Source organism: Phycisphaeraceae bacterium, from assembly GCA_019636735.1.
Classification (GTDB): domain Bacteria; phylum Planctomycetota; class Phycisphaerae; order Phycisphaerales; family SM1A02; genus VGXK01.
Genome location: JAHBWY010000003.1, coordinates 196,174 through 221,885 on the forward strand (window position 1 = coordinate 196,174; position 25,712 = coordinate 221,885).

The 25,712-nt window shown below is 65.9% G+C and carries 23 protein-coding genes; 9 read left to right on the plus strand and 14 right to left on the minus strand.

Annotated elements, in window-relative coordinates:
- The first annotated feature begins 10 nt into the window (after positions 1 to 10).
- Positions 11 to 1,252 (plus strand): radical SAM family heme chaperone HemW, encoded by a 1,242-nt coding sequence (gene hemW, locus KF724_04885; GenBank protein ID MBX3355015.1) that lies wholly within the window; start codon positions 11 to 13, stop codon positions 1,250 to 1,252.
- Here hemW and KF724_04890 read toward each other — a convergent pair.
- A complete protein-coding gene (locus KF724_04890) occupies positions 1,249 to 5,424 on the minus strand; it encodes a hydantoinase B/oxoprolinase family protein (protein ID MBX3355016.1) in 4,176 nt (1,391 codons plus the stop codon). The genes hemW and KF724_04890 overlap by 4 nt on opposite strands.
- 87 nt (positions 5,425 to 5,511) lie before the next feature.
- Positions 5,512 to 5,919: a hypothetical protein gene (locus tag KF724_04895; protein ID MBX3355017.1), complete on the minus strand. Its 408-nt coding sequence runs from the start codon at positions 5,917 to 5,919 to the stop codon at positions 5,512 to 5,514.
- Positions 5,920 to 5,970: 51 nt separating this feature from the next.
- On the opposite strand from KF724_04895, the gene KF724_04900 reads away from it, so the two are divergent.
- Positions 5,971 to 6,894, plus strand: coding sequence for a hypothetical protein (locus KF724_04900; GenBank protein ID MBX3355018.1), 924 nt, complete (start codon positions 5,971 to 5,973; stop codon positions 6,892 to 6,894).
- On the plus strand, positions 6,888 to 8,216 hold the full coding sequence (fahA, locus tag KF724_04905; protein ID MBX3355019.1) for a fumarylacetoacetase: 1,329 nt from the start codon (positions 6,888 to 6,890) through the stop codon (positions 8,214 to 8,216). Before KF724_04900 ends, fahA begins: the two co-directional genes overlap by 7 nt.
- 99 nt (positions 8,217 to 8,315) lie before the next feature.
- Here the strand turns inward: fahA and KF724_04910 are convergent, their stop codons facing one another.
- From KF724_04910 to KF724_04930, 5 genes are all read right to left on the minus strand, one after another.
- Positions 8,316 to 9,074 (minus strand): DUF899 domain-containing protein, encoded by a 759-nt coding sequence (locus KF724_04910; protein MBX3355020.1) that lies wholly within the window; start codon positions 9,072 to 9,074, stop codon positions 8,316 to 8,318.
- A 58-nt stretch (positions 9,075 to 9,132) separates the two neighbouring features.
- Positions 9,133 to 9,612: an SRPBCC domain-containing protein gene (locus KF724_04915; protein ID MBX3355021.1), complete on the minus strand. Its 480-nt coding sequence runs from the start codon at positions 9,610 to 9,612 to the stop codon at positions 9,133 to 9,135.
- A 12-nt stretch (positions 9,613 to 9,624) separates the two neighbouring features.
- The gene (locus KF724_04920; protein ID MBX3355022.1) at positions 9,625 to 9,987 is read right to left on the minus strand and encodes a helix-turn-helix transcriptional regulator; all 363 of its coding nucleotides are present in this window, start codon (positions 9,985 to 9,987) and stop codon (positions 9,625 to 9,627) included.
- A 143-nt stretch (positions 9,988 to 10,130) separates the two neighbouring features.
- Positions 10,131 to 10,673, minus strand: a complete 543-nt coding sequence (locus KF724_04925) for a DUF192 domain-containing protein (protein MBX3355023.1) — start codon at positions 10,671 to 10,673, stop codon at positions 10,131 to 10,133.
- Complete coding sequence (locus tag KF724_04930) at positions 10,670 to 11,995, minus strand: homogentisate 1,2-dioxygenase (protein MBX3355024.1); 1,326 nt, start codon at positions 11,993 to 11,995, stop codon at positions 10,670 to 10,672. The genes KF724_04925 and KF724_04930 overlap by 4 nt, the downstream gene beginning before the upstream one ends.
- 165 nt (positions 11,996 to 12,160) lie before the next feature.
- Here KF724_04930 and KF724_04935 point away from each other — a divergent pair, with 165 nt between their 5' ends.
- Positions 12,161 to 12,979, plus strand: coding sequence for an RNA pseudouridine synthase (locus KF724_04935; GenBank protein MBX3355025.1), 819 nt, complete (start codon positions 12,161 to 12,163; stop codon positions 12,977 to 12,979).
- On the opposite strand, the gene KF724_04940 is transcribed toward KF724_04935, so the two are convergent.
- Both KF724_04940 and hppD read right to left on the minus strand, forming a co-directional pair.
- On the minus strand, positions 12,910 to 13,491 hold the full coding sequence (locus KF724_04940; GenBank protein MBX3355026.1) for a hypothetical protein: 582 nt from the start codon (positions 13,489 to 13,491) through the stop codon (positions 12,910 to 12,912). The genes KF724_04935 and KF724_04940 overlap by 70 nt on opposite strands.
- A complete protein-coding gene (gene hppD / locus KF724_04945; protein ID MBX3355027.1) occupies positions 13,488 to 14,708 on the minus strand; it encodes a 4-hydroxyphenylpyruvate dioxygenase in 1,221 nt (406 codons plus the stop codon). The genes KF724_04940 and hppD overlap by 4 nt, the downstream gene beginning before the upstream one ends.
- A gap of 57 nt (positions 14,709 to 14,765) precedes the next feature.
- On the opposite strand from hppD, the gene KF724_04950 reads away from it, so the two are divergent.
- On the plus strand, positions 14,766 to 14,903 hold the full coding sequence (locus tag KF724_04950) for a hypothetical protein (protein ID MBX3355028.1): 138 nt from the start codon (positions 14,766 to 14,768) through the stop codon (positions 14,901 to 14,903).
- Positions 14,904 to 14,949: 46 nt separating this feature from the next.
- Here KF724_04950 and KF724_04955 read toward each other — a convergent pair whose 3' ends face one another.
- On the minus strand, positions 14,950 to 15,468 hold the full coding sequence (locus KF724_04955) for an adenine phosphoribosyltransferase (GenBank protein MBX3355029.1): 519 nt from the start codon (positions 15,466 to 15,468) through the stop codon (positions 14,950 to 14,952).
- Positions 15,469 to 15,598: 130 nt separating this feature from the next.
- Between KF724_04955 and KF724_04960 the strand changes: the two genes are divergently transcribed.
- From KF724_04960 to KF724_04970, 3 genes are read left to right on the plus strand one after another with little or no spacing between them, the layout of a single operon-like run.
- Positions 15,599 to 15,940 (plus strand): co-chaperone GroES, encoded by a 342-nt coding sequence (locus KF724_04960; GenBank protein MBX3355030.1) that lies wholly within the window; start codon positions 15,599 to 15,601, stop codon positions 15,938 to 15,940.
- Positions 15,937 to 17,364 (plus strand): 3-phosphoshikimate 1-carboxyvinyltransferase, encoded by a 1,428-nt coding sequence (locus KF724_04965; protein MBX3355031.1) that lies wholly within the window; start codon positions 15,937 to 15,939, stop codon positions 17,362 to 17,364. The genes KF724_04960 and KF724_04965 overlap by 4 nt, the downstream gene beginning before the upstream one ends.
- Before the next feature lie 32 nt (positions 17,365 to 17,396).
- Positions 17,397 to 19,253 (plus strand): ABC transporter ATP-binding protein, encoded by a 1,857-nt coding sequence (locus KF724_04970; GenBank protein MBX3355032.1) that lies wholly within the window; start codon positions 17,397 to 17,399, stop codon positions 19,251 to 19,253.
- Positions 19,254 to 19,275: 22 nt separating this feature from the next.
- On the opposite strand, the gene KF724_04975 is transcribed toward KF724_04970, so the two are convergent.
- Positions 19,276 to 20,100: an alpha/beta fold hydrolase gene (locus KF724_04975; GenBank protein MBX3355033.1), complete on the minus strand. Its 825-nt coding sequence runs from the start codon at positions 20,098 to 20,100 to the stop codon at positions 19,276 to 19,278.
- 41 nt (positions 20,101 to 20,141) lie between these two features.
- Between KF724_04975 and KF724_04980 the strand changes: the two genes are divergently transcribed.
- Positions 20,142 to 20,936: an RsmD family RNA methyltransferase gene (locus KF724_04980; GenBank protein ID MBX3355034.1), complete on the plus strand. Its 795-nt coding sequence runs from the start codon at positions 20,142 to 20,144 to the stop codon at positions 20,934 to 20,936.
- 15 nt (positions 20,937 to 20,951) lie between these two features.
- On the opposite strand, the gene KF724_04985 is transcribed toward KF724_04980, so the two are convergent.
- From KF724_04985 to KF724_04995, 3 genes are read right to left on the minus strand one after another with little or no spacing between them, the layout of a single operon-like run.
- Complete coding sequence (locus KF724_04985; GenBank protein ID MBX3355035.1) at positions 20,952 to 22,175, minus strand: acetate/propionate family kinase; 1,224 nt, start codon at positions 22,173 to 22,175, stop codon at positions 20,952 to 20,954.
- On the minus strand, positions 22,175 to 23,188 hold the full coding sequence (locus KF724_04990; protein MBX3355036.1) for a phosphate acetyltransferase: 1,014 nt from the start codon (positions 23,186 to 23,188) through the stop codon (positions 22,175 to 22,177). The genes KF724_04985 and KF724_04990 overlap by 1 nt, the downstream gene beginning before the upstream one ends.
- Positions 23,185 to 25,668 (minus strand): DUF3141 domain-containing protein, encoded by a 2,484-nt coding sequence (locus KF724_04995; GenBank protein MBX3355037.1) that lies wholly within the window; start codon positions 25,666 to 25,668, stop codon positions 23,185 to 23,187. Before KF724_04995 ends, KF724_04990 begins: the two co-directional genes overlap by 4 nt.
- Positions 25,669 to 25,712: the final 44 nt, after the last annotated feature.

A 25,712-nucleotide genomic window follows, 5' to 3' on the forward strand; every position in this document is an offset into this window, starting at 1 on the left:
ACACTTTGGCATGGAGTTGCGGGCCGCCTCACTGGCGCCATTCGAGTGCGCCGATGCTCGCGTGATTGCGGAGTCGATCGAGCGGGGCGGGGCGGGGCCGGTGGCCATGCGCGGCGCCTATGTCCATGTGCCCTTCTGCTTCCACAAGTGTCACTACTGCGACTTCTACAGCTTCGTCGAGAGTCAGGGGCGCGAGTCGATCTTCGTTGATCGTCTGCTCGACGAGGCTCGCGCCTGGAGCGAGGTGCTTGCGCGCTCGGGTGCCCGCGGCGATCGAACGAGCGGGCTAGAGACTCTCTTCGTCGGTGGCGGCACGCCCACGCTGCTGGCCCCCGACCTTCTCGATCGCCTCTTGCGGGGCCTGCGCTCGCTCCTGCCTTGGCGCGACGACGCCGAGTGGACGGTCGAGGCGAATCCCGAGACGGTCTCCGAGGAGGTGGCCCGGGTGCTCGCCGCATGCGGTGTGAATCGCGTGAGTGTCGGCTGCCAGAGCTTTCACCCCGACCTTCTGAAGACGCTCGAGCGCTGGCATGACCCCGCGAGCGTTCCTCGCGCCATCGATCGCCTCCGCGCGGCGGGAATCACCGCCATCAACCTCGATCTCATCTTCGCGATTCCCGGTGAGAGCGAGGCGCAGTGGAGCGCCGATCTCGATGCAGCGCTGGCCCTTGGACCCGATCATCTCTCCTGCTACGGACTCGTCTATGAGCCGAACACGGCGATGACGAAGCGGCGCGACATGGGGGCGATCGAGCCTGCCGAGGAAGACCTCGAAGCGGCGATGTATGAAGCGACCCGAGAGCGCCTCGCTGCCGCAGGCTTCGAGCACTATGAGATCTCGAATTGGGCGCGCCCCGGCCGCCGGTGCAGGCACAACGAGCTCTATTGGAGCGGCGCGGATTGGCTGGCGCTTGGGCCGAGCGCGAGCGGCCATGCCGGGGCATTGCGATGGAAGAATGTCCCGCGCCTGGGTGATTGGCTGGCGACCTCGCCCTTCTCGCCGCTTGCACACGCCGAGTCGGTCAGCGAACGACAGCGGAGCGGTGAGGGGTTCATGCTCGGGCTGCGGCGCATCGAAGGAGTTCCGCTCGCCGAGGTCGAGCTCTGGCTCGCCTGTGGCGATGAGTCGCTGCGCCGCGCCGCGATCGAAGAGGCATGCCGCGATGGACGGCTTGAGCGCGTCGCCGGCCGCCTCCGGCTCACCGCATCGGGGCAGCTCGTGGCTGACTCAGTTCTCGCGGCGCTTGTTTAGTCGCGCGCGGAGGGCTCGTTCGAGTGGCCCCAGCCGCCACCGCCCGGAGTCTCGATCGTGACTCGGTCACCCGCCTGCACCTCGATGTCGAAGAGACCGGGCAGTGGAGTGCTGTGTCCATCGGAGCGCCTGAGCCGCTGACCACCCGGTTCTCCTGGGGCGCCACCATCGACCCCCTCGGGCCCCGAGGCGCGCCGCTGCGAGGTGAGCGCGACCAGCGCCGGGGTGAGGAACTCGAACTCGCGGATGAGACCGCTGCCGCCGCGACGAGCGCCGTGATGAAGTGAACCTGCGCCATGGGGCGGCCTTGACTCGGTCAAGGAGATGCCAGCGCCGAATGCCTCTCGTGACTCTGTGGCGTGCGAGGGGGGCGCTGGTTCGCCGGAACTCCGAGGAGTGGCGCCATCGCGTGCGATCGCTGCGGCGCCAGGAAGGCGCCGATAGGCGAACCGTCGCAGCCGAAGAGGGAAGTGCGCTTCGAGCGTCTCGGGGTCGGTGATGCGCGTGTTGGTCATGTGGGCATGCACGCCCGAAGCGCCGTCGGCGCGCGCCGTGGCGCCGAGACCACCCGCAATCGTCTCATAGAAACTCCATCCCGCACCGCCCATCACGAGGTTGTTCATGGTGCCCTGGCTGCACGCGGCCACTCCGAGGGCAAGCAGCAGCGCGTCGACCACCCGCTGGCTCGTCTCCGTGTTGCCGGCTGCAACAGGAACTCCCGATTCAGCAGGTGGATTGAGGAATCCCTCGGGCACGATCAGGTCAACCGGCTCGAGAAGCCCGTCATTGAGTGGCAGCACGCGATCATCCGTCGGCTCAATGGACTCAACAAGAACTCGGATCGCATACATCACCGCGCTGCGCGTGACGGCGAGCGGGGCATTGAACGAGCCCGGGTGCACCGGCCCGCTTCCAGTGAAGTCGATGCGGACGCGGCGTCCCCTCGGTTCAACGCGCACCTCGATCGGCCACCCGTCATCGAGGGTCTGCCGGGAGTGGAGCCCACGGCGCCCGGCACCCCGTGCGCGTTCCGAAAGCACCTCAATCGCCCGTTCGACGCAGGCGCGGCTCCTCGCACGCAGGGCGTCAAAGGCATTGAGGAGCGCGGCGAGACCATCGCGTTGAACAAGCGCGTCAAGCGCATCCGCACCGCGCCGCAGCGCCGCCACTGCGGCGGCGACATCGGCGAGGTTGTCATCGATCGCTCGTGACGGATGCCGGCCGCCTGCGAGGATCGTTCGGAGCGGCGCGAGGTTGACCACGCCGTCGGCGGCAATGCGCGTCGGCGGGATCACCACGCCCTCGTCGGTCAACTGACGGGCCGTCGGCGTCATCGAGCCGGGCCGGATGCCACCGATCTCGGCATGATGAGCGCGGGCCGCGAGAAAGCCTGCGAGGGCCGCATCGTTGCCAACGATCGCCGATCGTGACTCGGAGCCGCGATTCGCATCACCCTGCTGTGAAGCGATCGAATCGCGGCCATCGACCTTGGTAAAGAAGGGCATGACGACGGTGACATCGGGAAGATGAGAGCCGCCGAACGCGGGGTGATTCGTGACGAGCACCTCGCCCGGCGCCCAGGTGTGCCGCTTCGAGATCTCGACCACGCAGGCGCCGAGGGCGCCGAGATGGACGGGCACATGCGGAGCGTTGGTGGCGAGACGACCCTGGTGATCGAGGATGCCGCAGGAGTAGTCGAGTCGATCGCGCACATTCACGCTGACGGCGGTGCGCCGAAGCTGTTCGCCCATCTCGGCTGCGGCGGAGGCGAGGGCAGAGGCGCGGATCTCTTCGACGCCATGCACGGAGAGCGAGCCTGCGTCGGCCGAGTTCACGCGGATCACCTCGATATCGCCACGGTCGACCAGCGTGCCGCGCCAGCCGACATCGATGACGAGCGTGGAGTGGGCATCGGCAATGATGGCCGGCCCCTCAATTGGCGCGCCGGGCACAAGAGAAGCTCGGTGGATGGTGATTGCGTCATGCCACTCGCCGCGGCTCCACATTCGATGGGGCGAGCATGCGATGGCCGGGACACCGACTGCCGTCGGAGAGGCGTCGGCATGTTCATCCGCCGACGACGGCTCGCTCCACCGCGCCGTCACTCGAACAAAGGAGATGCGCATCGAGGCCCCGGGGCCGCTGGGTGGATCGGTGCCGAAGATGGCCCGGTAGCGCTGGCGCGCCGCGGTCTCGATTGCTTCAATCCGGCCGGTGGGCCGACCCTGCAAATCCGTGTCGATCTCGATCTCGAGGACGGCGCTTCGATTCCCCCAGGCGAGAGCTGCGTCGACGCGCTCGACCATGAGTTCGCTCGCCGAGTGGGGCGGCGCTTCCTCTCGCAGCGCCACACGAGCCCGGGCGACTCCTCCGCTCAGCGCCTCGATCGACAGTGCGCTCTCGACGCTCTCGCTCCTCAAGCGATCACGCCGGAGCGAGAACATGCCCGAGGCACTCAGGAGCCCTGCCGCCGCCGGATGGATGACGCGACGGATGCCGAGAAGCTCAGCCACGGTGCAGGCATGCTGGCCGCCCGCCCCTCCGTAGGCGATGAGCGCGTGAGTTGAAGGTTCGAAGCCCTCGCGCACGGAGATGAGCCGCAGCGCCGAGGCCATCGCATCATCGGTGATCGCGTTGAAGCGGGCCAAGTGCTCGGTGAGGTCATCATTGCTGACTGCTCCACTAACAGCGTCACTCAGAACCTCGCTCCTGAGAGCCCGCTCCGCGGCGCGGGGGTCGAGCGGTACCGCGAAGTGGCGCGGGTCGCAGCGACCCAGAAGAAGGTCGATGTCCGTCACCGTCAGCGGTCCTCCGCGTCCATAGCACGCGGGACCTGGAACACTCCCCGCACTCTCGGGTCCCACGCGCCACACGCCGTGGTCAAGGCGACAGCGGCTGCCACCACCCGCGGCAACACTTTCGATGACCAGACTCGGCAGCGCCATCGTTCGGCCGGCGATGGGGGTCTGATCGCGCCGGGGCAGATGATCGGTGACGCGGATGGCATCGGTGCTGGTACCGCCCATGTCGAAGCCAAGCAGGGCGGCGACCGGTGGCACACGCGCGTCGCCCTCGTCGCGGCGCATCACGCGCTCCCGCATGAAATGGAGCGACGCGGCGCCACCCGCCGGACCGCTGAGCAGGCACTCCCGCGGTGGAAAGCGAAGTGCCGGGCGCAGCGCCGCGGAGCTCGTGGCCACCTCAAGCATCGAGCCCCTGGAGAGCCCCGCCCGGACCGCGTCGAGGAAGTCACCGACGGCGCTCGAAAGCGCCGCATCGACCACCGTCGCCATCCCGCGGGGCAGGTAGCCCTCGATCCCGCTGCACTCATGCGAGGCAACGACCCGCGTGAATCCGATGTCGCGGAGGATCGTCGCCAAGCGCTCCTCCGGCCCCGGGTTCCTCCACGCATGAAGGAGCACCACTGCGGCGTGCGTGACGCCGTGGTTGGCGAGCGCGTCGCGCGCATCAGCTCGCAAGACCGCTTCATCGAGGGGCTCAATCTCGCGTCCCGACGCATCCTGCCGCAGCGTGACTTCAAGAGTCCGTCGATGGATGGCGGGCTGAGTGCGAGGTGCCGGCGCAAAGAGCTGACTCCTTCGCTGATCGCCGATCTGGAGCGCATCGCCAAGGCCGGCATTCGTCACCAGAAGCACGGGATCGAAGCGGCCTTCGAGCACCGCGTTGGTCCCTCGTGTGGTGCCGAGGCGCATCGCGAGTGGAGGAAGCGGCTCGTCGCCCGGACAGCAGAGGAGAAGCCTCGCCGCGAGAATCGGTGCGGGCCAGGGGGATGCGAGGTCGAGCAGCGCACCAACGGGGAGAGCTTCGAGGGATGCCTCTCCACGGAACTCGACCGTGGCACGATTGCATCGCAGGTGAAGCAGACCTGAGCGCCACTCCGCGTCGACAACGACACCAGCGCTTCGCTGGCCACGCAAGCGCCAGCCGAGCACGAGGCGTGCGCAGAGGGCCGGGTCGCCTTCAGATGCCAACCGCTCAAGCGCCGGGACTTCGACGGCCAACTCAGATTGACTCGCACTCCGGGCCACCCGCGCCCGGATCGCACTCGAGGAGAGCACCTTGATGCGCTGCTCGGTCTTGCCACTCTGGCGCACGACCGCATCGGTGAAAGTCCCTCCGGTGTCAACCGCAATGTCAATGGCGCCTGTCATGGCCAACCGCGCGCAGAGTCTCTGTTCCGCCGGGAGCAGCCGGGAGCGCCCGGCGCCGAGCACGACCCTGTCGGGAGACCCGAGTCATCAAGCCGCCGAGAGGATCGCCTCGAGCTTCGACGCATCATTGTCCGTGACCCAGATGAAGCAGCCGAATTGGCCGCGGTAGGCCATCGCCTGAATCAGTTCGATGTTGATGCCCGCGTTGGCGATCACTTCGAGCGTCGCCACGAGATTTCCACCCTTGAACTCCTCACTCAACCAGAAGCAGGGCTCCTCCCAGATCGCGAGCTCTGCGCTCGATGCAAAGTTGCGGAACTGTCCGGGGTTCTCCGGGATGCAATGCACGCCATCGGCAGTGCGGCCGGGCGTGGGCCCCCAGAAGGCGAGCATGCCGACATCGGCTTCGTGCAACCGGCGCGTCAGGCGCGCCAACTCGCCCGCGTGGTGGGGCAGGCGAACGATGAACTCCGTGGTGCGCTTCCAATGGGCCATGCGCGGAGGATAGCGGGACGGCGCCGTCAGTTTCGGCCATAATCATGCCCCATGCTTGCCACGCGCGCGCTCATGTCGGAAGTCCTCGACTACGCCGGCCTCTTTCCACCGGCGAAGCTCGACATGCCGACGACCGTTCGCAACTATGCAGAGCTTCGAACTGCACCCGACCGATGGATGCTTGGTCGGCTCATCGTGCCCGTGGCAAGGCTCACCGAGTTCGAAGAGTCGGCGCGATCGCTCCTGCCGCAGGTGGTCGAGGGCGGACCGGACGACGCGTGGCTCATCAGCGCCATTGCGGTGCCGGTGGAGGATCCGAACCTCGAACGCGATCTCGCGATCATCGCCGCCTTCAATGAGCGGCATGGATCACCCGGTACCGGTGCCGCGTGCATCGATGCCATTGAACTCCGCGCCGAGACCGCGGAAGGTCTTGAGCGCGCCCTTGACCTGATGCCGGATGATCTCTTCCCGTGGTTTGAACTCCCCGTCGCCCGAGATGTCCGCGGGCTGGTTGCCGCTCTTGCTGACATGGAAGCGGGCGCGAAGATCAGGACGGGAGGCACCGAGGCTGCGACCCACCCGGCGGTCGACGCCGTCGCGGCGTTTCTCGAAGCCTGTCGTGCGGCACGAGTCCCCTTCAAGGCAACGGCCGGACTGCACCACGCTGTCCGCCAGTTCGTTCCCGCGGTGGCGACCCGCCAGTTCGGCTTCCTGAATGTCATGCTCGGCGCGGCGCTCCTCTGGCATGGGCGTGTCACCGGAAGCACGCTCCGAGAGATCCTCTCCGATGAGCAGGCGTCACACTTCGCGCTCGATGATCGCGGTGCCCGCTGGTGCGATCACGCCATCACAACAGAGGAGATTGAGATCGCGCGCGGGCGATTCGTTCGATCTTTCGGAAGTTGCAGCTTCGACGAGCCGCTCCAGGAGCTGCGCACGCTTCACCTTCTCTCGGAGACACGCTCATGTTGACGAAAGAGCCCGGCCCGGGCGAAGGCGCTGGCGCCGGACCACGCTCGTGGGTTTCCGGCGCATCGGTCGAGAGCGACTTCTCGCTCGCGAATCTGCCGTGGGGGGTCTTTGAGCGTGCCGATCGTCCGGGCGAGGCGCGAGTCGGTGTGGCGATCGGCGATCATGCGCTCGATGTGCACGAGCTGCTCGGCTCCGGTCTCTGGCCCGAGTGCGACCCGGCCCTTCGGTCGGCGCTCATGGAGGAGTCGCTCAATGCCTTCATGGCGCTCGGTCGGGACGCGTGGCGAAGTGCAAGACTTCACCTGACCTCGCTGCTGGCCGACGGAGGCTCCAATGCTCTCCGCGACCACGCGCGTCGGGAGTCGATGCTGCCGAAGCGCGAGACGCTCACCATGCGTCTGCCCGCGGTGATCGGTGACTACACCGACTTCTACGCTTCCGAGGCTCATGCCACGAATGTCGGAAGCATGTTCCGTCCGCAGAATCCACTCATGCCCAACTGGAAGCACCTTCCGGTCGGCTATCACGGTCGCGCGAGTTCGATCGTGGTGGATGGCGCGCCCATCCGCCGTCCGATGGGCCAGACGGTCTCCAGTGACGATGGACCGCCGTCCTTCGGACCTTCGAAGCTCCTCGACTATGAGCTCGAGATGGGGATCTTCGTGGGGCCGGGCAATGCCCTCGGTACGCGCATCGACATCAACCGCGCCGTTGCTCATCTCTTCGGCATGGTCATCCTGAACGACTGGTCGGCGCGCGATGTCCAGCGATGGGAATACCAACCACTCGGGCCCTTCAACGCAAAGAACTTCGTGAGCACGATCTCTCCGTGGGTCGTGACTTTCGAGGCGCTCGCACCTTTCATGACGCCTCGGCCTGCGCGTCGCGAGGGTGATCCCGAAGTGCTTCCCTATCTCCGCGCCGATCGCGACGCGCTCCCCGAGATCATCGTCGAGGTGTTGATTGCCTCCGCAGCCATGAGATCGCAGGGGATGGCGCCGACGCTCATCTCACGAGGGGTGACGACGAATCTCTACTGGTCGCCCTTGCAGATGCTCGCGCATCACACGAGCACCGGTTGCAACATGCGGCCCGGAGATCTCCTCGGGACAGGCACCATCAGCGGATGGGAGAAGGAGAGCCGAGGCTGTCTGCTCGAGCGGACCTGGCGCGGCAGCGAGCCGGTGACACTTGGCGATGGTTCGCAGCGCAAGTTCCTCGAGGACGGTGACGAGGTCATCATGCGCGCCTGGTGCGAGCGCCCCGGCCTCCCGCGCATCGGCTTCGGGGACTGCCGCGGCGTGGTCGTGCCGGCCGTTTGATCCGGCCTGCACGCGGGACGCTTCCGTGAACTCCGAATCGCACGACCGAGGAGTCTGTGGCTCCAACGACGCGTCACTCCGACTGCGCTTGGCGCAGTCTCAGTACCGATCCCGGTGGCGCAGCCAGTAGCCATCGCCCTCGTTGCGGCCTTTGGGGGCGCGGTCCAGCCATTGGTACATGTTCCACAGCGCGTCGAGTCCCCTCGAATACGCAGAGTAGGTGTGGTGCACGACGCCGTCCTGCAGCGCGAACGCGCTCATACCGGGCCGCTCCCGGACAAACGCCGCCGCGTCGGTCCCGGCTTGTGATGCAACGCCAGCCAGCGCGCTGTGTCCCGAGAGACTTGCGGCATCCGGCAGGCCGGGCTCGTGCTGGTAGTTGTATTCAATGCCGGAGCGCTGCGCTTCGGGCGTGAACGACGCGCCGAAGTCGAAGTTGAAGTCGCCTGGCGCCGAGGACGCCCATGGAAATGCCCACCCCATGCGCGCCTTGAACGCGCAGATTCGATCAAGCGGCGCGCGCGACACGGCCCAGAGCATCACATCGTGATTGGCCAGGTGCGTGGCGATGCCGTCAAAGCTGTCCGCAATGGATGAACATGATGGACAGGGCACGGCGTAATCCGGTCCGAACATCAGGTGGTAGACGATGAGCTGCGATCGCCCGCGGAACAAGTCGCGCAGCGAGCAGTCGCCAACCTCCGTGTGAAAGGCGTAGGGCTTCTCGATGCGAACCCAGGGGAGTTCGCGCCGGAGACGCGCGAGTTCATCTCCACGGCGAGTGTGGGCCTTCTCCAATTCCAGCAGGCGGAGGCGCGCGGTGTTCCACTCTTGACGGGAGACGGTGGGGTGGGGCATGGCAGTCACTTGTTTGAGAGATGCGGTGGTGTGGGAGGATCGTGCCCGGCCTCTGGTCTCAGTGGCCGGCGGGAACGACCTTCAACTCGGCAAGCCGCTTCACGGACTCAAGCCCATGCGCCCAGCCCTCCTGCATTCCATCCTGATGCTCCTGGGGGATGATCCCCATGGCGCGGTGCGTGAGTGTCAGGGTTGTGCCGGCACCTTCGGTGGTCAGCCGGTACTGCACATGATTGACGGCCGCGTAGGACATCATCATTGGGCCGGTCAGTTCCAGCAGAAACGGCGCCCTGATGACCTGGACATGGCCCCACAGATGTCCCCACGGATGCTCGCCCGAGGTGCCGCGATCACGAAACCAGCGACCACCCGGCCAGGGCTCGATGGTCATGGGAAAGGGAGTTCCATCGGGCATGACGCTGCCTGGCCCGAGTTCTTCAAGAAGCGCAGCGAAGGCAATCTCCGGTGGTGCGCTGATGTGGATGTCCTTCTGGATTCGGATCGTCTGGATGGCGTCGCGTTCAATGGTGAGTGACATTCAATCTCCCTTTCATGAGGTGTGACGGCCTGGTGGAGTCGCGGCGTGCTGCATGCGTTCGGCGCGCTCGCGAATCCTTGACAATTGATGCGTCCACAGTCGCTCGTACTGAGACAGCCAGTCGTGCATCGCCTTGAGCCTCTCGGGACGAAGGTGGTAGATCCGGTTTGGGCCGTCGCGTTCCACTTCGACGATGCCCACCTCCCGCAGGACGCCGAGGTGTTTGGAGACCGACGGCTGGGAAAGTCCAATGATCGCCACGATGGCGCTCACGCCGAGCCCGGAGCTGGCTCGCGCCAACGCATCCACGATCTGCCGTCGGCGAGGCTCCGCCAGGGCACAGAAGGGGTCGGCGGTGGTCCGTGATCGCGGCACGAGTCAATCATATTCCGATATAGGAATATGTCAAGTTCGCGGCTCAAAAATCGACGCTTGGGACGCGCGAGAGGGCGGTCAGAGCCTCCTGGCAACGATCGCCAGTCCGCTCGCCGTGTGGTCTCAATGAGAGAACAATTCGTTCAGCGCAGATACGCGCGCATCTTGCCGTGATCGAGAGTGATCGTCTGCCCAGGCTTCAGTCCAAGGCGCTGAATCGTGCCAGCCTTGAATTCCATCGCGTAGAGCGCTTCCTTGTCGGAGCTGTAGAAGGGCAACCGCGCCTGGTACTGCGCGTCACTCTCACCGGGTTGCTTGGCCGGCTCCTGCTTCATCTCGTGAGTCGCGGTGATGCGTCCCGTGCGATCGAGGAAGACGATGTCCACATCCATCAGGCAATCCTTCATCCAGAAGCGCTGAATGTCGGATTGCCTGAAGACAAAGAGCATCGCCTCCTGTGCACCGATGGAGGTGCGCCCGCCGAGCCCCTTCGCGCGGCTCGCGTCGTCCGCGGCGATCTCGGTCTCGAAGGCCTCTCCGTTCACCCGGATCGTCTCGATCGGCAGCCCGGCCGGACTTCGCTTGGGTGCCGTGCTCGCCGAGCCACCGGAGCCCTGAGCAACAACCATTCCGATCATCACGGCGACGACGGCGATGAGAATGGCGAGCTTGTGAGTCCAGTTCATGTCCAGGTGTCCGTGGTCGGGGTGTCCTTCGCCTGTCGCGACGGGGCGACGGCTTCACGACGAACGGGGGTGGTCGCCGCAGCGCCCTGTCCGGCGGGCAGGTGCTTCGCGCCATTGGTGTGGCCGAGCGAGCGGGGGAAGTGTTCACCATCCCAACTCCTCGGGTAGGCCATGTCGTCGATCTCCAGCGCCGCCTTCGTCGGGAAGAGCGGGCGGAAGGTGTCACACATCACGGCGAGTTCGTCGGTCCACTTGGCACCGATCGATGACTCCACCGTGCCCGGGTGAGGACCGTGGGGAATGCCCTGCGGATGGAGCGAAATGGAGCACTGCTCGATGCCCTTGCGAGCCTTGTAGTTGCCCTCGACATAGTAAAGAACCTCATCAGAGTCGAGATTCGAGTGGTTGTAGGGAACCACGATCGCCTGCGGATGGAAGTCGAGCACGCGCGGACAGAAGGAGCAGATGACGAAGTTGTGCCCTTCGAAGGTCTGATGCGTCGGAGGCGGCATGTGATGTTTGCCGACGATCGGGCTGAAGTCATCGATGTTGAAGAGATACGGGTAGTAGCAGCCATCCCAGCCGACGACATCGAGAGGGTGATAGGCGTAGATGTAGCTGTGAACGCAGTCGCGCGCCTTGATGCGCACTTCGAACTCACCCTTCTCATCGAAGGTCAGCGGGAGCTCGGGAAGCCGCAGGTCGCGCTCGCAGTAGGGGGCGTGCTCGAGGAACTGCGCCGTGTCCTTGGACATGTAACGACTCGGCGGCAGAATGTGACTGCCGTTGGCCGTCTCGAAGCAGACGAAGCGAGGCTCGGGTTCGCCCTCCTTGCGAGGGTCGAACTCCATGCGGTAGATCACGCCCTTGGGGATGACGATGTAATCCTTCGCCCGAAAACGAAGCGTGCCGAAGGTGGTGTAGACGGTGCCCGAGCCGAAGTGCACGAAGATGCACTCATCACCCTGGGCGTTCTTGAAGTGGTAGTCCATCGGCTCCGCGGGGACGCAGATCGACATCTCCACATCGGCGTTGCCGAAGAGAATCACGCGACCGGTGATGGGGTCGCCCTTGGCGGGCATCTGCGCGGTCTTCGCGTGACGCATCCGCATGACCGTCTGCTCGACATACTCCGGCCTCGTCTCATAGAGGGTCTTCCACCCATGCACCTGAGTCGGCGGATGAATGTGGTACATCGTCGAGGTCGGCCCGGAGAAGCCCTCGGTGCCGAAGACCTCCTCCGAGTAGAGCGCCCCGTCGGGGCGGCGGAACTGGATGTGGCGCTTGGGGGGGAGAAGCCCGAGCTTGGTGTAGTACGGCATGTCCGCAGTGTACGCGCCGCGCCGCGAAGCGAGGCCATGGCGACGCCACGGTGAGGGGCGGCGATCTCGCCCACGAAGCCGCCGTGAGAAGCGCGGCCCGGTGCTGCCACGCGGGAGCCAGTCGAAGGCAGCGCGGGTTCTGAAGCAGCATCTAAGATCGTCCTCGTGACCGACATCACCTCGGGGCCAATCACCGCGTCGAACTCCGGGAACATGGTTCCACGCCCGTCGATCCTCTTCGAGAGTGAGGAGTGGCTGGTGGTCGACAAGCCCGCCGGGTGGCACTCGGTCGAACAGGCTGCGGGCGCCGAAAAGCGATCGTCGCCCCGTCGTCGCGGCGGCGTTTCCGTCGTGCGTGTGGCCGGTGCGCCGACGATCGAGGCGTGGTTGAGGAGCGAGCGCCCCGAACTCGTCTCACTGCATGAATCGGGATTGGTCCATCGCCTCGATCAGCCGACCAGCGGTTGCCTGCTCGTGGCGCGAAAGGCCGTGGCGCAGCAGGCGCTGCGGACCGCGATCTCGGAGGAGGGATCGCTGATTCGGAAGACCTACTGTGCGGCGCTTCGATGCGGAGTCTCCGAAGAGGGACTCTTCGACCTCTTCTTTCACGGCCGACATCGTCGAAGTTCGAAGACTTCCGTGCGCAGCCGCGGTGAGGAGCATGAGCGGGGTCGCTGCCGCTGGCGTCGGATCGAGAAGTCAGTCGCCGGTGACCTCGTCGAAGTGGAACTCATCGGTCCGGGGCGGCGGCACCAGATCCGCGCGGGCTTCGCGCACCTCGGTTTCCCGCTGCTCGGTGATGCTCTCTATCTCGGTGATGCACCACTCCCCGGCCTCGATGGCCCGGCCCTGCATGCCTGGCGCCTCGAGATCGGCGATGTGCGCGTCGAATCGCCACCGCCGGGACCGTGGCTCTACTTCCAGGTCTTCGCTTCGTTGCGCACGCCCGGGAGCAGTGCAATCAACCCGACAATCACCGGGTAGATGAAGGGAAGGGCGGCGATCCAGCGTGTGGCGTGGCTGGCGCCCTCAATGAACATCTCGTAGCGTCCGAAGGGGCGCGCGATGCCGATGGGGTTCTGGAGCGCATGCTCGCGCCACGCGGTCGCCATCGCGAGATACTCGAGTCGCTGTTCTTCGAGCAGCATCGACCACGCGTAGAAGATGGCTTGGACCAGCAGTGTCGCGACGGCCCAGAACCCGAGCATCGAAATGCTGCCTCGCTGGCGTCGGATGAGAGCCGACGCAGCGCAGAGCAGGACGACGGCCATCGCGAAGACGAAGATCGACTCAAGCGCGATCTCGTACCTCAACTGGACCGGAGCAATCGGCGGTCGATCGCCGGCGGGGCCGGGAATGACCGGACCGAACGCCGCATGCACGAAGCGCGCGATCGAGTGCAGGATAAGCAGCAGGCCGTAGATGCCCGAAACACCGCCCAGCACCACCGGCCAGACGGGCGCTCTCGGCGCCTGCATCGCGACCGCGCTCGTCACAGGTTGCCGCGCCTCTCCTGTTCGAGCTCGAGTGACTCGAAGAGGGCCTTGAAGTTGCCCTTTCCGAAGCTCTGGCTGCCGCGTCGGCAGATGATCTCGAAGAAGAGCGTCGGACGATCCTGGAGCGGCTTAGTGAAAAGCTGAAGGAGATAGCCTTCGTCATCAGCGTCCACGAGGATGCCCAGCTTCCGAATGCGCTCATGATCTTCGCGCACCGGCGAATGGCCATGGGCCCGCAGCATGGTGTCGACGCGCTCCCAGACGCTCTCGTAGTAGGTCTCTGGAATGGAGAGGAAGTCGACCCCGCGGCGCCGCAATTCCGCCACCGAGTGCAGCTCATCGTCGGTGCGAAGCGCCAGGTGCTGGATGCCCGGCGTCTGCGAGTGCCAGTCGAGGTACTCCTGGATCTGGCTCTTCTTCCTTCCCTCGGCCGGCTCGTTGATCGGCATCTTGATGAGGTGATTGCCCGAGGCCATCACCTTGCTCATGAGCGCCGAGTACTCCGTCGAGATGTCCTTGTCATCGAAGTGCTTGAACATCTTGAAGCCGAGGACATCCTCGTACCACTTCACCCAGTGGTTCATCCTGCCGAGTTCGACATTGCCTACGCAATGGTCGAAGTACTTGAGACCGCAGGGGTGCTCGCGATTGAAGTCATTGAGCGCGAAGGCTCCGAACTTCCGGAAGCCCGGCATGAAGGGACCGCCCTGCTTCACGGCGGGCAGGGCGTATCCGCCCGATCGGCTCACGAACGAGTGAACCACGCGACCGTAGGTTCGGATCGACGCGATGGTGACCGTGCCATGGCCATCCTTCAGGGTGCGCGGCTCGGCGGCGCTCTCACCGCCATTGCGAAGAGCCTGCTCATAGGCCTTCTCGGCGTCGAAGACGGTGAGCGCGATGTCCTTGATGCCGTCGCCGTAGCGCTTCAGTTCCTCGGCCGCCGGATGGTCGGCGGTCAGGGGCGTCTCGAGGAGAATGCGGATGTTGCCCTGGGTCAGGAGGTACTGCGCCGAGGTGCGGTTGCCCGTCGTCAGATCGCTGATCTCCTCGACCGTGAAGCCGAAGGCATGGGCGTAGAAGAACGCCGCCTGCTTGGCATTGCCGACATAGAAGCGGGCATGGTCGACATCGATGAGGGCCAGTGGGTCCTTGGATACATCCACCTCGCCAGCGGGGTGGGCGGTCTGTGATCCATGAGGGGAGATGGTGCTCATGCCGGAAGTGTACGGCGACCACCCGCGCCGACGCGAGTGTCTGCTAGCCTCCGCTTCGTGAGCAGCAAGAAGACCATTGCATGGCTTGTCGGAGGTCTCCTCCTGGTTGCCCTCGTCTTCGTCATTGTCGCGGTGACGGCGGGCAAGCCGAAGGTCCTCCAGCCGCCCCCGACCATGGCTCCAAGTCCCGATTGACGCCCCGGTCCGCGGGCGTGCGGCGGTCCGGATCGCCGCACGCGAGTCAGTAGCGCAACAGCGACTCGAGGCGCCGCATGCCGACATGCTCGCGGCCACGGAGTTCGGGAAGCTCAATGAGCACCGTGACTCCGATGATCTCGGCCCCGAGGCTCGAGACAAGCTCGCAACACGCCTTCATGGTTCCACCCGTGGCGAGAAGATCATCCACGATGATGACGCGCTGACTGCGCGCGATCGCATCGGCGTGAATCTCGAGCGTGTCCTCGCCGTACTCGAGGGCGTAGCGCACGGAGCGACGCATGGCCGGGAGTTTGCCGGGCTTCCGAACGGGAATGAAGCCAGCATTGAGGCTCTGGGCGATGGCCGTTCCAAAGATGAACCCGCGGCTCTCCGCCCCGACCACCAGTTCGATCCGCTCGTTGCGGAATGGACTGGCCATCAGTTCCACCGCCAGCGCCAGGCCCGCCGGATCGGCCAGAAGCGGCGTGATGTCCTTGAAGAGAATGCCTGGCTTCGGAAAGTCGGGCACATCGCGGATGAGGTGCTTCAGCCGATCGAGCATGGCGAGGATCGTAGAAGCTGCGGCAACATTGTGCGAGAGCATCCGCGCGGGGCGCGCATCCGCTCACGCGGCCCGGAGCACTTCGACCCACCGGACCATCGCTCGGCCCGGCAGTGTCTACGATGGACGCATGACCAGAGCTGCGTCGGGACGGAGCAAACTCGAGACCGTGGAGCCGATCGGCAAGCGCGTCCTGATCCGCAAGGATGAGGATCGCAAGGTGACCAAGGTCGGCATCCATCTTCCCGACAAGATCGAGATTCCCACACTCACCGGGCGCGTCGTGGCGATCTCCGCGCAGGTCGCGCGCGACCTCGACTATCCGATCCAGCAGTACGACCGGGTGCTCTTCAATCCGAAGCACGGGATTCCCGTCGACTTCGAGGGAGACAATCGGCTCTTCGTCATTCCTGTCGAGGACATCGTGGCGGTCTTTCGAGCCGCGGGTGACTCCGGGCCCGCCGTGCCGTGACGGGTGGCGGCTCCATGCGGATCGAGGCGGCGGGCGCTCCGCTCATCGGGGAGATTCGCGTTCCCGGATCGAAGAGCCTATCGACACGGGCGCTGATTCTCGCGGTGATCTCGCCCCGACCGGTGGTGCTCCGTGACCTTCTGATGGCGGAGGACACGGAGCGATTGCTCGGCGCGATCAACGCCATGGGGTGTTGCGCGTCGCGCCTCTTCGGCAGTGACTGGCGCATCGATGGACGCGGTCTGAAGCTCGGCGAGACGCTCGCCCGCATCAATCTCGGAGATGGTGGCGCGCCGACGCGCTTTGCTCTCGCCCTGGCGGCGCTGCGGACGGGTGACACGATCATCGATGGAAGCGCCCGCATGCGCGAGCGACCGATTCAGGATGGCGTGCGGCTTCTTCGCGAGTTGGGCGTCACCATCGAGGCGCTCGAAGATGAAGGTCGGCTTCCACTGCGGGTCAGAGGGGGAGCGTTCGAAGCGCGGAGTGACGACGAGAGGCCGGAGATCGCGATCGGTGCCACGGCCAGCAGCCAGTTCATCTCGGGGCTCATGCTGGTGGCGCCGGCGATGGCGGCAGGGCTGCGCCTGCGATTTGTCGAAGCGCCGACGAGCGCGTCGTACTTGGCGCTCTCGATCGACGCGCTTCGAGCCTTCGGCGCGAAGGTCACCCTGAACGGTGCCGCGCCGCGCGTGGCGCGAATGCCGGAGGGCGCCGCAGACCGCGCCGCCGGTGGGGCCGATCCGCATCTTGTCGAGCTGGCGCCACTTCCGACGCGGGGCAGTGTGATCGATATCTCGCCCGGTCTCGATCCCCCCTCATCGTGGGATGTCCCCGTTGACGCAAGCAGCGCCGTCGTCTGGGTGGCGGCGGCCGCCATGGCTCCGGGGAGCCGCGTGACCCTGCCGGGCCTTTGCCGCGACGCGCAACCTGATCTCGGCGCCATCGATGCGATCGCGTCGATGGGGGCATCACTCGAGTGGAGTGACGAGGGGCTCACGGTCTCTCATGGGCCACTGCATGGCGTCGACCTTGATGCGGGGCCATGGCCCGATGGGGCGCTTGCGGTCGCGGCAGTCGCGGCCGTGGCGAGTGGACCGACGCGCCTCCGTTCGCTTGGCACCCTTCGAGTGAAGGAGAGCGATCGTCTCGCCTCGATCGCACAGGAGTTCGGGCGCCTTGGCATCACCGTCATGGTCGAAGGTGATGATCTTGTGATTGAGCCGGACCTCAGTCGGCCGACCCCCGAGATGCCGACCGTCGAGACCCACAACGATCACCGCATCGCGATGGTCACCACGCTGCTCGGTCTGGCGCGGCGAGGTGTCGAAGTGCTCGACCCCGGCTGTGTGGCGAAGAGCTATCCCGGCTTCTGGAGGCATCTGAAGGCCGTTCATCCAGCGGGCCACACGATCGCCGTTTGAGCGATCGGGCCGTTTCCGGGATACTCCGGGGAATGCCTTCGTTCTGGCACTTCGCGGCACGGATGCTGCGCTTCCGCGGCCAGTTGGCCGCCGCACTCTTCTTCGCCGCGCTTTCGGCGGCGGGTCTCGGTGCGGGTCTCGTCAGTCTGGGACCGATTCTGCGCCTCCTGATCGATCCGTCGTCGGGCGAGGGGCTTCGCGCGCTCGCTCAGGAACACAACATGGGGGGAAGCTGGCCCGCCATTCCCGAGTCGATCGTGGCGGCGCTGCCCGAGGCACCATACGACGGCGTCGTGCTGCTCATGATGGCGCTGGCGGTCCTGACGATCTTCGGCGCCACGGCGAACTTCCTCCACCAGTTCCTGTCGCTCACGCTCTGCACGCGCGTCGTGGCCGCGGTGCGGATGGAGATCTTCCGACACGCCGTTCACCTCCCGCTGTCGCTGGTGGTGCGGCGCGGTCCGGCGGAGTTCACCAGCCGGGTCCTGCGCGACTCGAGCGAACTCCAGCAGGGGCTCGTTGCATTGACCAGCCGCGCGGTGGCCCAGATCACAAAGGGCCTCGCCGCCTTTGCCGCGGCGCTCTGGTTCGACTGGCGCCTCACCGCGGTCGCGCTGGTGGTCGCTCCGGTCATTGCCGTCGTCCTCAGGAAGTTCGGCAAGCGCATTCGGCGGGCGACTCGAGGAGCGCTTGAAGCGCAGGAGACGCTCCTTCGAGTGACGAGCGAGTCGATGCAGGGGCTTCGCGCCGTCAAGAGCGGAACGGCGGAGAGTGACGCGGTCCATCGCTTCGATCGCGCCAATCGCGAGGTGGTGAAGGAGGAGCTGCGCGTCAGGACCGCGCGGGCGGCGAGCGGTCCGGTGGTCGAACTCCTCGCGGTGATCATCGTGATCGGGCTTGCGCTCGTGGCCGCAAAGCAGATCGTGGGCGGGCACATCCTCATCGATGACTTCGTGATGACCCTCGGAGCGCTCGCCGTAGCGGCAGGCAGTTTCAGGCCGCTCGCCGGGCTGGTGAATGACATTCAGGCGGCTTCCGCCCCCTCGGATCGACTGCTCGAAGTGCTTCGCGAGGCGCGAGAAGATGAGCCTGACCGACATGGAGTTCGTCGACCGGCGCTCGCGCGTCACTCGCGCGACATCCGATTCGAGTCGGTGACCTTCGGCTACCCCGGCCAGGAGCGGCCGGCGCTTGATGCGGTCGACTTGACCATCCGGTTCGGCGAGCGCGTGGCGATCGTCGGACCCAACGGCTGTGGCAAGACGACGCTGCTTGCGCTCCTGCCACGGCTGCTGGTGCCACAACAGGGTCGGGTGCTCATCGATGGGGTCGAACTCGGCGAGGTGTCGCTCCGGTCGCTGCGACAGCAGATGGGCGTGGTCACTCAGGAGACGGTGCTGTTCAGGGGCACGATCGCGGAGAACATCCGATTCGGCAACTTCGGCGCGACGCATGAGCAGGTGATCGATGCGGCGCGGCGCGCCCATGCTGCGGAGTTCATTGAGCGGCTGCCCGACGTCTACGATTCGTCCGTCTCCGAACAGGGCGCGTCCCTCTCGGGCGGGCAGCGGCAGCGTCTTGCCATCGCCCGCGCCATCCTCCGCGATCCGACGATTCTCATCCTTGATGAGGCGACGAGCCAGATCGACGCCGAAAGCGAGGCGCAGATCGGCGAGGCAATTGCGGAGTTCGGACGCGGACGCACCGTCATTCTCATCGCTCACCGGTTGAGCACCATCCTCGGTGCCGATCGCATTGTGATGATGGACTCGGGTCGAGTCGTCGATGTCGGGCCCCACGAAGAACTCCTTCGGCGCTGCGAGGGCTACCGACGACTGTTCCGTGGACAGTTTGCCGCGAGCGACGAACCTGCGGCGATCGGCCGATAGCAGGCGCGTGGCGCGGCCGGGCTCAGGCGGAGTTCCGAGGACCATCGCCTGTGGCGCTGGCCTCATTCAGCAGGTGACGCCGCAGGAAGTCGGTGCCGAGGTCCTTTGCCTGCACGGCAAATCGTCCGAAGCCGATGTGCTCAGCCGGCGCCCCCGTGCGGCCGAAGGTGTGGAACTCGATGAGCTCGCGCGGCACGCCATGTGCTTCGAGCGCCTTCACGAAGGAGCGCTGCGCGTCAACGGGCACCCACTCATCGTGCTCGGCGTGCAGGATCATCAACGGAATCGGCCGCCATCCTTCGAGATGCGCAATCGGGTTCATGCGCTCAAGTCGTTCGGGATCGTGAAGATCGCGCCGCTGGAGCGACTCCCAGTTGCCGCTCGTCGCTTCGACGAGAGCTGCTCGGAAGATGTGGGGCCGGCAGAGGCGAACAAGGGTCGCCATGCCGCCCGCGGAGAATCCGCCGATGGCCAGGTGGTCACGCCTGATGAGCCCCTCGGCCGCGGCTGCGCCGACGACGCCATCGATCTCGCCGACCATGCGCTCGACCACTTCGAGGGACGCTCCGGGAGTGGCCAGGCGCTCCTCGAGCCTCTCGCCATGACCGGGCAGGTCGAGCGAGATGACGCCGATACCAGCTCGAGTCAGGCGCAGGAAGCGTCCCGGATCGATCTCCTTGTGTGCCGTGCGCCCATGCATCCAGAGGAGCGTCGGCGCGGCGATCGCCGAGGTCGCAGACGCCGCCGTCGATGCCTCGGGTGCCATCGCCAGCGCAGGAACACCGGCGAGTCGCAGCCAGCGACTGCGACTTCGTAGGGAAAGCGGAAGGGCACCAAGGTCAGGCATGGCGGCGACGAAGAGGAATCCGGGAGCGTACTCTTGACGCTGTGCTGCGCATTCTTGGTGGAGAGTTTCGATCGCGACCGCTGGTCGTGCCCCGCGGCCGGGACCTGACGAGGCCGATGGGAAGTCGGACGCGCGAAGCGCTCTTCGACCTGCTGCGTGGCTGGTTCGAAGGAAGCACGGTCATCGACCTCTTCGCCGGTGTCGGCACCTTGGGGCTTGAGGCGGCGAGTCGCGGGGCGACGCAGGTCATTGCGGTCGAGTCCGATCGGCTCATTGCGCGCCTGCTCAGGGAGAACATCGACACCCTGAAGTGCGGCGATCGCGTGCGGGTGATCGAGGGCGATGTCCTCTCCGAGGGGCTTCGCGCCGCGCTGCCGCGCCCCGTCGATGTCATCTTCTGCGATCCGCCGTTCGCCATGATTCTGCCGCCGCGACGCGCGGCTTCGGACTCTGGTCGCTCGGAGTCCATCTCGCTCGACGACGACGAATCGCTCGAGCCCGATCGGCGCGATGGCGAAGAAGCATTCGACTCGTTCGAAGGCCGACGGTCGAAGCACCGCCGACGCCGTCGTCGCCCGTCGAGCGAGCCCGACGGTCCTGCATCGATCGAGGCCATCGAAGAGGTCGACCAGCGCTTCGAACGGCAGCGGCTCAGGCTCCAGGCGATGCTCGACTCTCTCCGCGGGCTCTTCGCCGAGAGGGGATTTCTCGCCCTGCGCCTTCCGATCGAGCGAGCGGGAAGTGAAGGCGCCATTCAGGGCTTTGAAGGTCCCGAGATCCACGGCTACGGCGATCAGCAGTGGATTCACCTCTACGCGCCGAAGCGCAGCGTGTGAGCCCCGCGAGCTGCTTCAGTTTGCACGCGCCGCCGGCGCGGCGAGCCGCTCGAGGGTGTGCCTGGCAATCATCAGCTCCTCATTGGTCGGGATCACCCAGACGGCCACTCGACTGCCGGGCGTGGAGATCTTCCACCCCTCTTCGCGCCACGGCGCCGAGTTGGCCGACTCATCGACTTCGACTCCGAGCCATGCGGCCGCCTGACCGATGCGAGATCTGATCGGCGCCGCATGTTCGCCAATGCCGGCCGTGAGCACGAGGCCGTCGAGTCCACCCACCGCGGCCGCCAGCGAGCCGAGTTCGCGACCGATGCGATACACAAAGAGATCCACCGCCTCAGCCGCGCGGGGATCGCGACTGGTCAGCAATGCCCGCATGTCGCTTGAAATCCCTGAGACGCCGAGAAGTCCAGACTGCGTGTAGATGAGCTTCTCGATCGCGCGCAAGTCCATCTTCAGTTCGTCCATCAGGTAGAGCACCAGCCCGGGATCGACCGAGCCACAGCGGGTCCCCATCGGGAGACCGTCGACCGCGGTGAAGCCCATGGTCGTCGCCATGCTCCGACACCCGAGCATCGCGCACATGCTGGATCCATTGCCAAGATGCGCCACGACCACCCGACCCGAGGCCACCTCGGGGTCGAGGCGACGGATGGCCTCGGCGACATACTCATAGGAAAGTCCGTGGAAACCGTAGCGCCGAACTCCGCGCTCGGTGATGTCAGGCGGCAGGGCGTAGGCCTGGGCGACCTCGGGTTGTGAGCGATGAAAGGCCGTGTCGAAGCAAGCGACCTGCGGGAGATTCGGAAGTCGCTCGGCGATCATGCGAATGGGCGCCAGATTGTGGGGTTGATGGAGCGGTGCGAGGGGATTGAGCCTGGCCAGAGAGTCGAGGATCGTCGCATCAACGATGACCGGGCAGGAGTAGAGCAGTCCGCCATGCACCACCCTGTGACCGACCGCACGGAGCGTCCACTCGGAGGCGCGCTCTCGAAGGAACTCGACGAGATGGGCCACGGCGCCTTCGTGGCCGATTCCCCCTGCGTTCGACCACTCGTGCCGACTGCACTCCACGCCCCCAGCGTCATGAGCGACGAAACGAGAATGGGTGTGAAGCCCCTCGACCTGCCCTCGGACCACAAGGCGCAGGGACTGCCCGTGGCTCTCCTCCACGATCACGAAGAGGGAGAATTTGATGCTGGAGGAGCCCGCGTTGAGAACAACAACGGCACCGGGCATCAGGAGACCGCCTTGGTGGTCGACTCCCGTCGCGCCTTGGCGACGAGAACCGCGACGCAACAGGACGCGAGGCGCGCCATCACGGAGTCCGCTCGACTGGTGAGGATGATCGGCACCCGAGCGCCCAAAACGATCCCGGCGCAGTCAGCTCCGGCGAGGAAGGAGAGGCTCTTCGCGAGCATGTTGCCCGCCTCGAGATCGGGCACAACCAGGATGTTCGCTCGTCCGGCGACGGACGAGGCAATCTGCTTGATCCTCGCCGCCTCGGGGCTGATGGCGTTGTCGAGGGCAAGCGGACCGTCGAGCAGGGCCCCGGTGATCTGCTTGCGATCCGCCATTTTGCAGAGCGCCGCCGCCTCGATCGTCGACGGCACATTGGGGTTGACGGTCTCCATGGCCGAGAGAATGGCCACACGCATCTCGCGCGGTCCGCGGAGTTCGAGAATCGCATGGGCGAGGTCGATCGCGTTCTGAACGATGTCGACCTTCTCCGCGAGGGTTGGAGCGACATTGACTGCGGCGTCGGTCACGATCAGCGTTTCCGGGTAACTGGGCACATCCATGACGAAGCAGTGACTGATTCGCCGGCCGGTTCGCAATCCGGCATCGCGCTGGACCACGGCCCCGAGCAGTTCGTCCGTGTGGAGAGAGCCCTTCATCAGCGCCTCGGCGCGACCTTCGCGAATGATCGCCACGGCCTTGGCCGCCGAGTCATGGCTGTGCGCCGCGTCGACGATGGCTGCGCCCGTGAGATCCATCGAGTGCTCTCGTGCCACGGCCTCGATCCTCTCCTTCGGTCCGACAAGAATCGGAGAGATGAGCCCTTCGCGCATCGCGTCGACCACCGCCTGAAGCGAACTCTGGTCACAGGGGTGCGCGACCACCGTCGGGAGCGGCGGAAGTGTGCGGCAATAGTCGAGAAGAAGCTTGTACTTCGCGTGGCGCTCCGCTCCGGCCGTTGAGGTGGCGAGCGAGGCGCCTGGAGCGCGACCGGCGATGGGCGCGGTGGTCATGGTCGGGGGTCCCTGGGAGTGTCGCTGCGCTGTCGCGGCGGCGGCGAGGCGCTGCGCTTCGTGTCCGCGCTTCGTTCGGCAGGCGCGACGGTCGTGGGATCGACGAGCTTCGGTTCAACCTGGGGTTGAATGTGGGGCTCACGCTCACGGTCATGGCCCGGAGCGCGCAGGACGGATCGAATCGCCGCGAGCATCTCGATCTGTCCCGGCGTCGGCCGGGCGGCCCGCACGCGATCATCGCGCTCGACGGCATCGAGCACGGCGAGAAGTCGCTCTCGATCGTCCGCCTGGTGCACCAGGCGAGGGAGTGTCGCGATGGCTCGCTCCGGCGCGTGCCGCACGATGAGCTGCTGCCGGCCTCGAATGGCTCGATACGGAGCGAGGGTGGAGAGGTCCTGGAGCGCCATTGGCAGCATCGGCAGCAGATCGCGGTGAAGTTCGCGGCGCAGTTCGAGATGACTCAACTCGATCGGTCCGTCACGGGCGAGCAGCTCCACCGTTCGCGCAAAGGCTTCGTCGTAGCCACCGTGATCGATGGCGGCGAGCGCCTCCGCCACGATCGCTTCCCCATCGCCTGGCGATCCGATTGCCGACGGTGCATCCGGCAGGAAGGAGAGCATGGGCTGATAGGTGGCGTAGAAGAGCGCCTCGCTGAGCGCATCTCGAATGGCGCGAACACGATCAAGCGAAGCGCTCACGACCGAATCAACCAGGCGCTCGAAACGACGGGCGGGGTCTCCCGAGGCGACGGGCATGCGGCACGCCCGCACGGCATCCGCGGCGGGTGCCAGCCACCACACCCATGGATTGAGATCAGAGAAGGCCCATCGCTCGAATCGCAGCGGATGGAAGTGCCGCATCACTTCCGCCGAGAAGTCGTTGGACACCATCTGAACCCACGGCCGCAGCAGCGACTCATAGGCCTGTGAGTTCACCTCTGAGACGCGAGCCGCCGCGTGGAATGCACGCTCATCGCGCCGCTCGAAGCGGTTGATTCGGGCGACGACCTCTTCCAGTCGCCGCTCGGAGAAGCTCACCGCGTACTCGACACGACCGTCGGGGCCTGTCGTCTCCGTGATCTGCATCGCGTGGAGGCCTGGCGGAAGGGCGTCGATCGCCTCGAGGGTGGAGACGATCTGGGCATGCTCCTTCTGGGCTACACGACCGCTCACAAAGATGCCGAGGTGACCGACGCTCTCATGCACCAGGCCGACGATCACCTGCCCGCGAGCCTTGATCTCCTCGGTGCTTCCATAGATGTCCGCGACCCAGTTGAACGCCTGCTGCGGAGGAGTGATGTTGTCACCGAGCGACGCGAACAGAATGATGGGCGAGCGGATCTCCCGCAGATCAAGCGGCGGGCCCGAGGCGCGCTCCGATCTGCCGCTCCAGAGGCTGTTGCCGATGAACAGATTGCCGACAATCCACTCGATCTCCTCGCGGTTCATCAGATAGAAGCCTCCCCACCAGCGCTCGAACTCGAGGAAGCGAGGGGGCTCGGTGTCGGCGTCGGCAAAGACCTTGTAGGGCTTGCTCCAGAGCGTGTTCGCTGGGTTCAGGTTCTCGAAGTTCTGGACGAGCCATGCGCCGTCGAAGAGCCCGTGACCGAGATCGGCGGTGAGTGAGGCGAGCCATGAACCACCGAGCAGGCCACCGGCATACCGCATTGGGTTGTCGCCAGCGCCATCCGTGCCCGCGCCGCTCCAGTACGACATGGGTGCGCCATTGATGACCAGGGGACCGGCCTCGGCCGGATCGGACGCGGCCAGCATCATCGCCGCCCAGCCACCCTGGCAGTTGCCGACGATGGCGGGCTTTGGTGCGTTGGGATGGCGAGCCCTGATCTCCTGTACGAAGCGCCGCTCGGCGGCACAGACATCGTCGAGAGTCTGGCCCGGTTGCGGCGTGACGAAGAAGATCACGAAGTACACCGGGTGCCCCGCGCGGAGGGCGACCCCGACCTGCGACTCATCCTTGAAGCCTCCGATGCCTGGACCATGGCCGGCGCGAGGGTCGATGATGAGATAGGGGCGTGACTTCGGATCGACGGTCACTCCCTGGGGTGGAATGATCCGCACGAGCGCATAGTTGACCGGTCGATCGAAGGTCCGACCATCGAGAACCGTCTCCCACTCGAAGTCGAGCACGGGCGGATGTCCCGCACGAGCCCGAGCGAGGAACTGATTGCCTCGCTGGCGCATGGTGTCGCCGAAGAGGACGGCGCGCTGGACGAAGTCGACGGAGGCCCTGCACCACTCGGAGCTCGCCTCCATCCAGAGGTCCCACGGCGACTTCGGCTCGGTTGGCAGAGAGGTGAGAAACTCCGAGGTCGCCGTCTGCATGCGATCAATGAAGCGCGCCTCGGCGACGGCCACCCGATGACTGCACACATCGGCGAGACGGGCGAGCATGGCGCCATGGTCACCCTCGGGCAGGGGGCGGCCTGCGGGGGGCGAAGAATCGGGATTCGACGGGGTCACGAGAGTTCTCCCAGGGGGACTTCGGCGCGATCTGCGTGGAGTGT

Bases quoted from the DNA above. Each gene is read 5' to 3' on its own strand.
- hppD (MBX3355027.1), bottom strand. From the start codon at position 14,708: ATGAGCACCATCTCCCCTCATGGATCACAGACCGCCCACCCCGCTGGC.
- fahA (MBX3355019.1), top strand. From the start codon at position 6,888: ATGTTGACGAAAGAGCCCGGCCCGGGCGAAGGCGCTGGCGCCGGACCA.
- KF724_04895 (MBX3355017.1), bottom strand. From the start codon at position 5,919: ATGGCCCATTGGAAGCGCACCACGGAGTTCATCGTTCGCCTGCCCCAC.
- KF724_04900 (MBX3355018.1), top strand. From the start codon at position 5,971: ATGCTTGCCACGCGCGCGCTCATGTCGGAAGTCCTCGACTACGCCGGC.
- hemW (MBX3355015.1), top strand. From the start codon at position 11: ATGGAGTTGCGGGCCGCCTCACTGGCGCCATTCGAGTGCGCCGATGCT.
- KF724_04955 (MBX3355029.1), bottom strand. From the start codon at position 15,468: ATGCTCGATCGGCTGAAGCACCTCATCCGCGATGTGCCCGACTTTCCG.
- KF724_04910 (MBX3355020.1), bottom strand. From the start codon at position 9,074: ATGCCCCACCCCACCGTCTCCCGTCAAGAGTGGAACACCGCGCGCCTC.
- KF724_04915 (MBX3355021.1), bottom strand. From the start codon at position 9,612: ATGTCACTCACCATTGAACGCGACGCCATCCAGACGATCCGAATCCAG.
- KF724_04925 (MBX3355023.1), bottom strand. From the start codon at position 10,673: ATGAACTGGACTCACAAGCTCGCCATTCTCATCGCCGTCGTCGCCGTG.
- KF724_04970 (MBX3355032.1), top strand. From the start codon at position 17,397: ATGCCTTCGTTCTGGCACTTCGCGGCACGGATGCTGCGCTTCCGCGGC.
- KF724_04990 (MBX3355036.1), bottom strand. From the start codon at position 23,188: ATGACCACCGCGCCCATCGCCGGTCGCGCTCCAGGCGCCTCGCTCGCC.
- KF724_04890 (MBX3355016.1), bottom strand. From the start codon at position 5,424: ATGACAGGCGCCATTGACATTGCGGTTGACACCGGAGGGACTTTCACC.
- KF724_04985 (MBX3355035.1), bottom strand. From the start codon at position 22,175: ATGCCCGGTGCCGTTGTTGTTCTCAACGCGGGCTCCTCCAGCATCAAA.
- KF724_04930 (MBX3355024.1), bottom strand. From the start codon at position 11,995: ATGCCGTACTACACCAAGCTCGGGCTTCTCCCCCCCAAGCGCCACATC.
- KF724_04975 (MBX3355033.1), bottom strand. From the start codon at position 20,100: ATGCCTGACCTTGGTGCCCTTCCGCTTTCCCTACGAAGTCGCAGTCGC.
- KF724_04960 (MBX3355030.1), top strand. From the start codon at position 15,599: ATGACCAGAGCTGCGTCGGGACGGAGCAAACTCGAGACCGTGGAGCCG.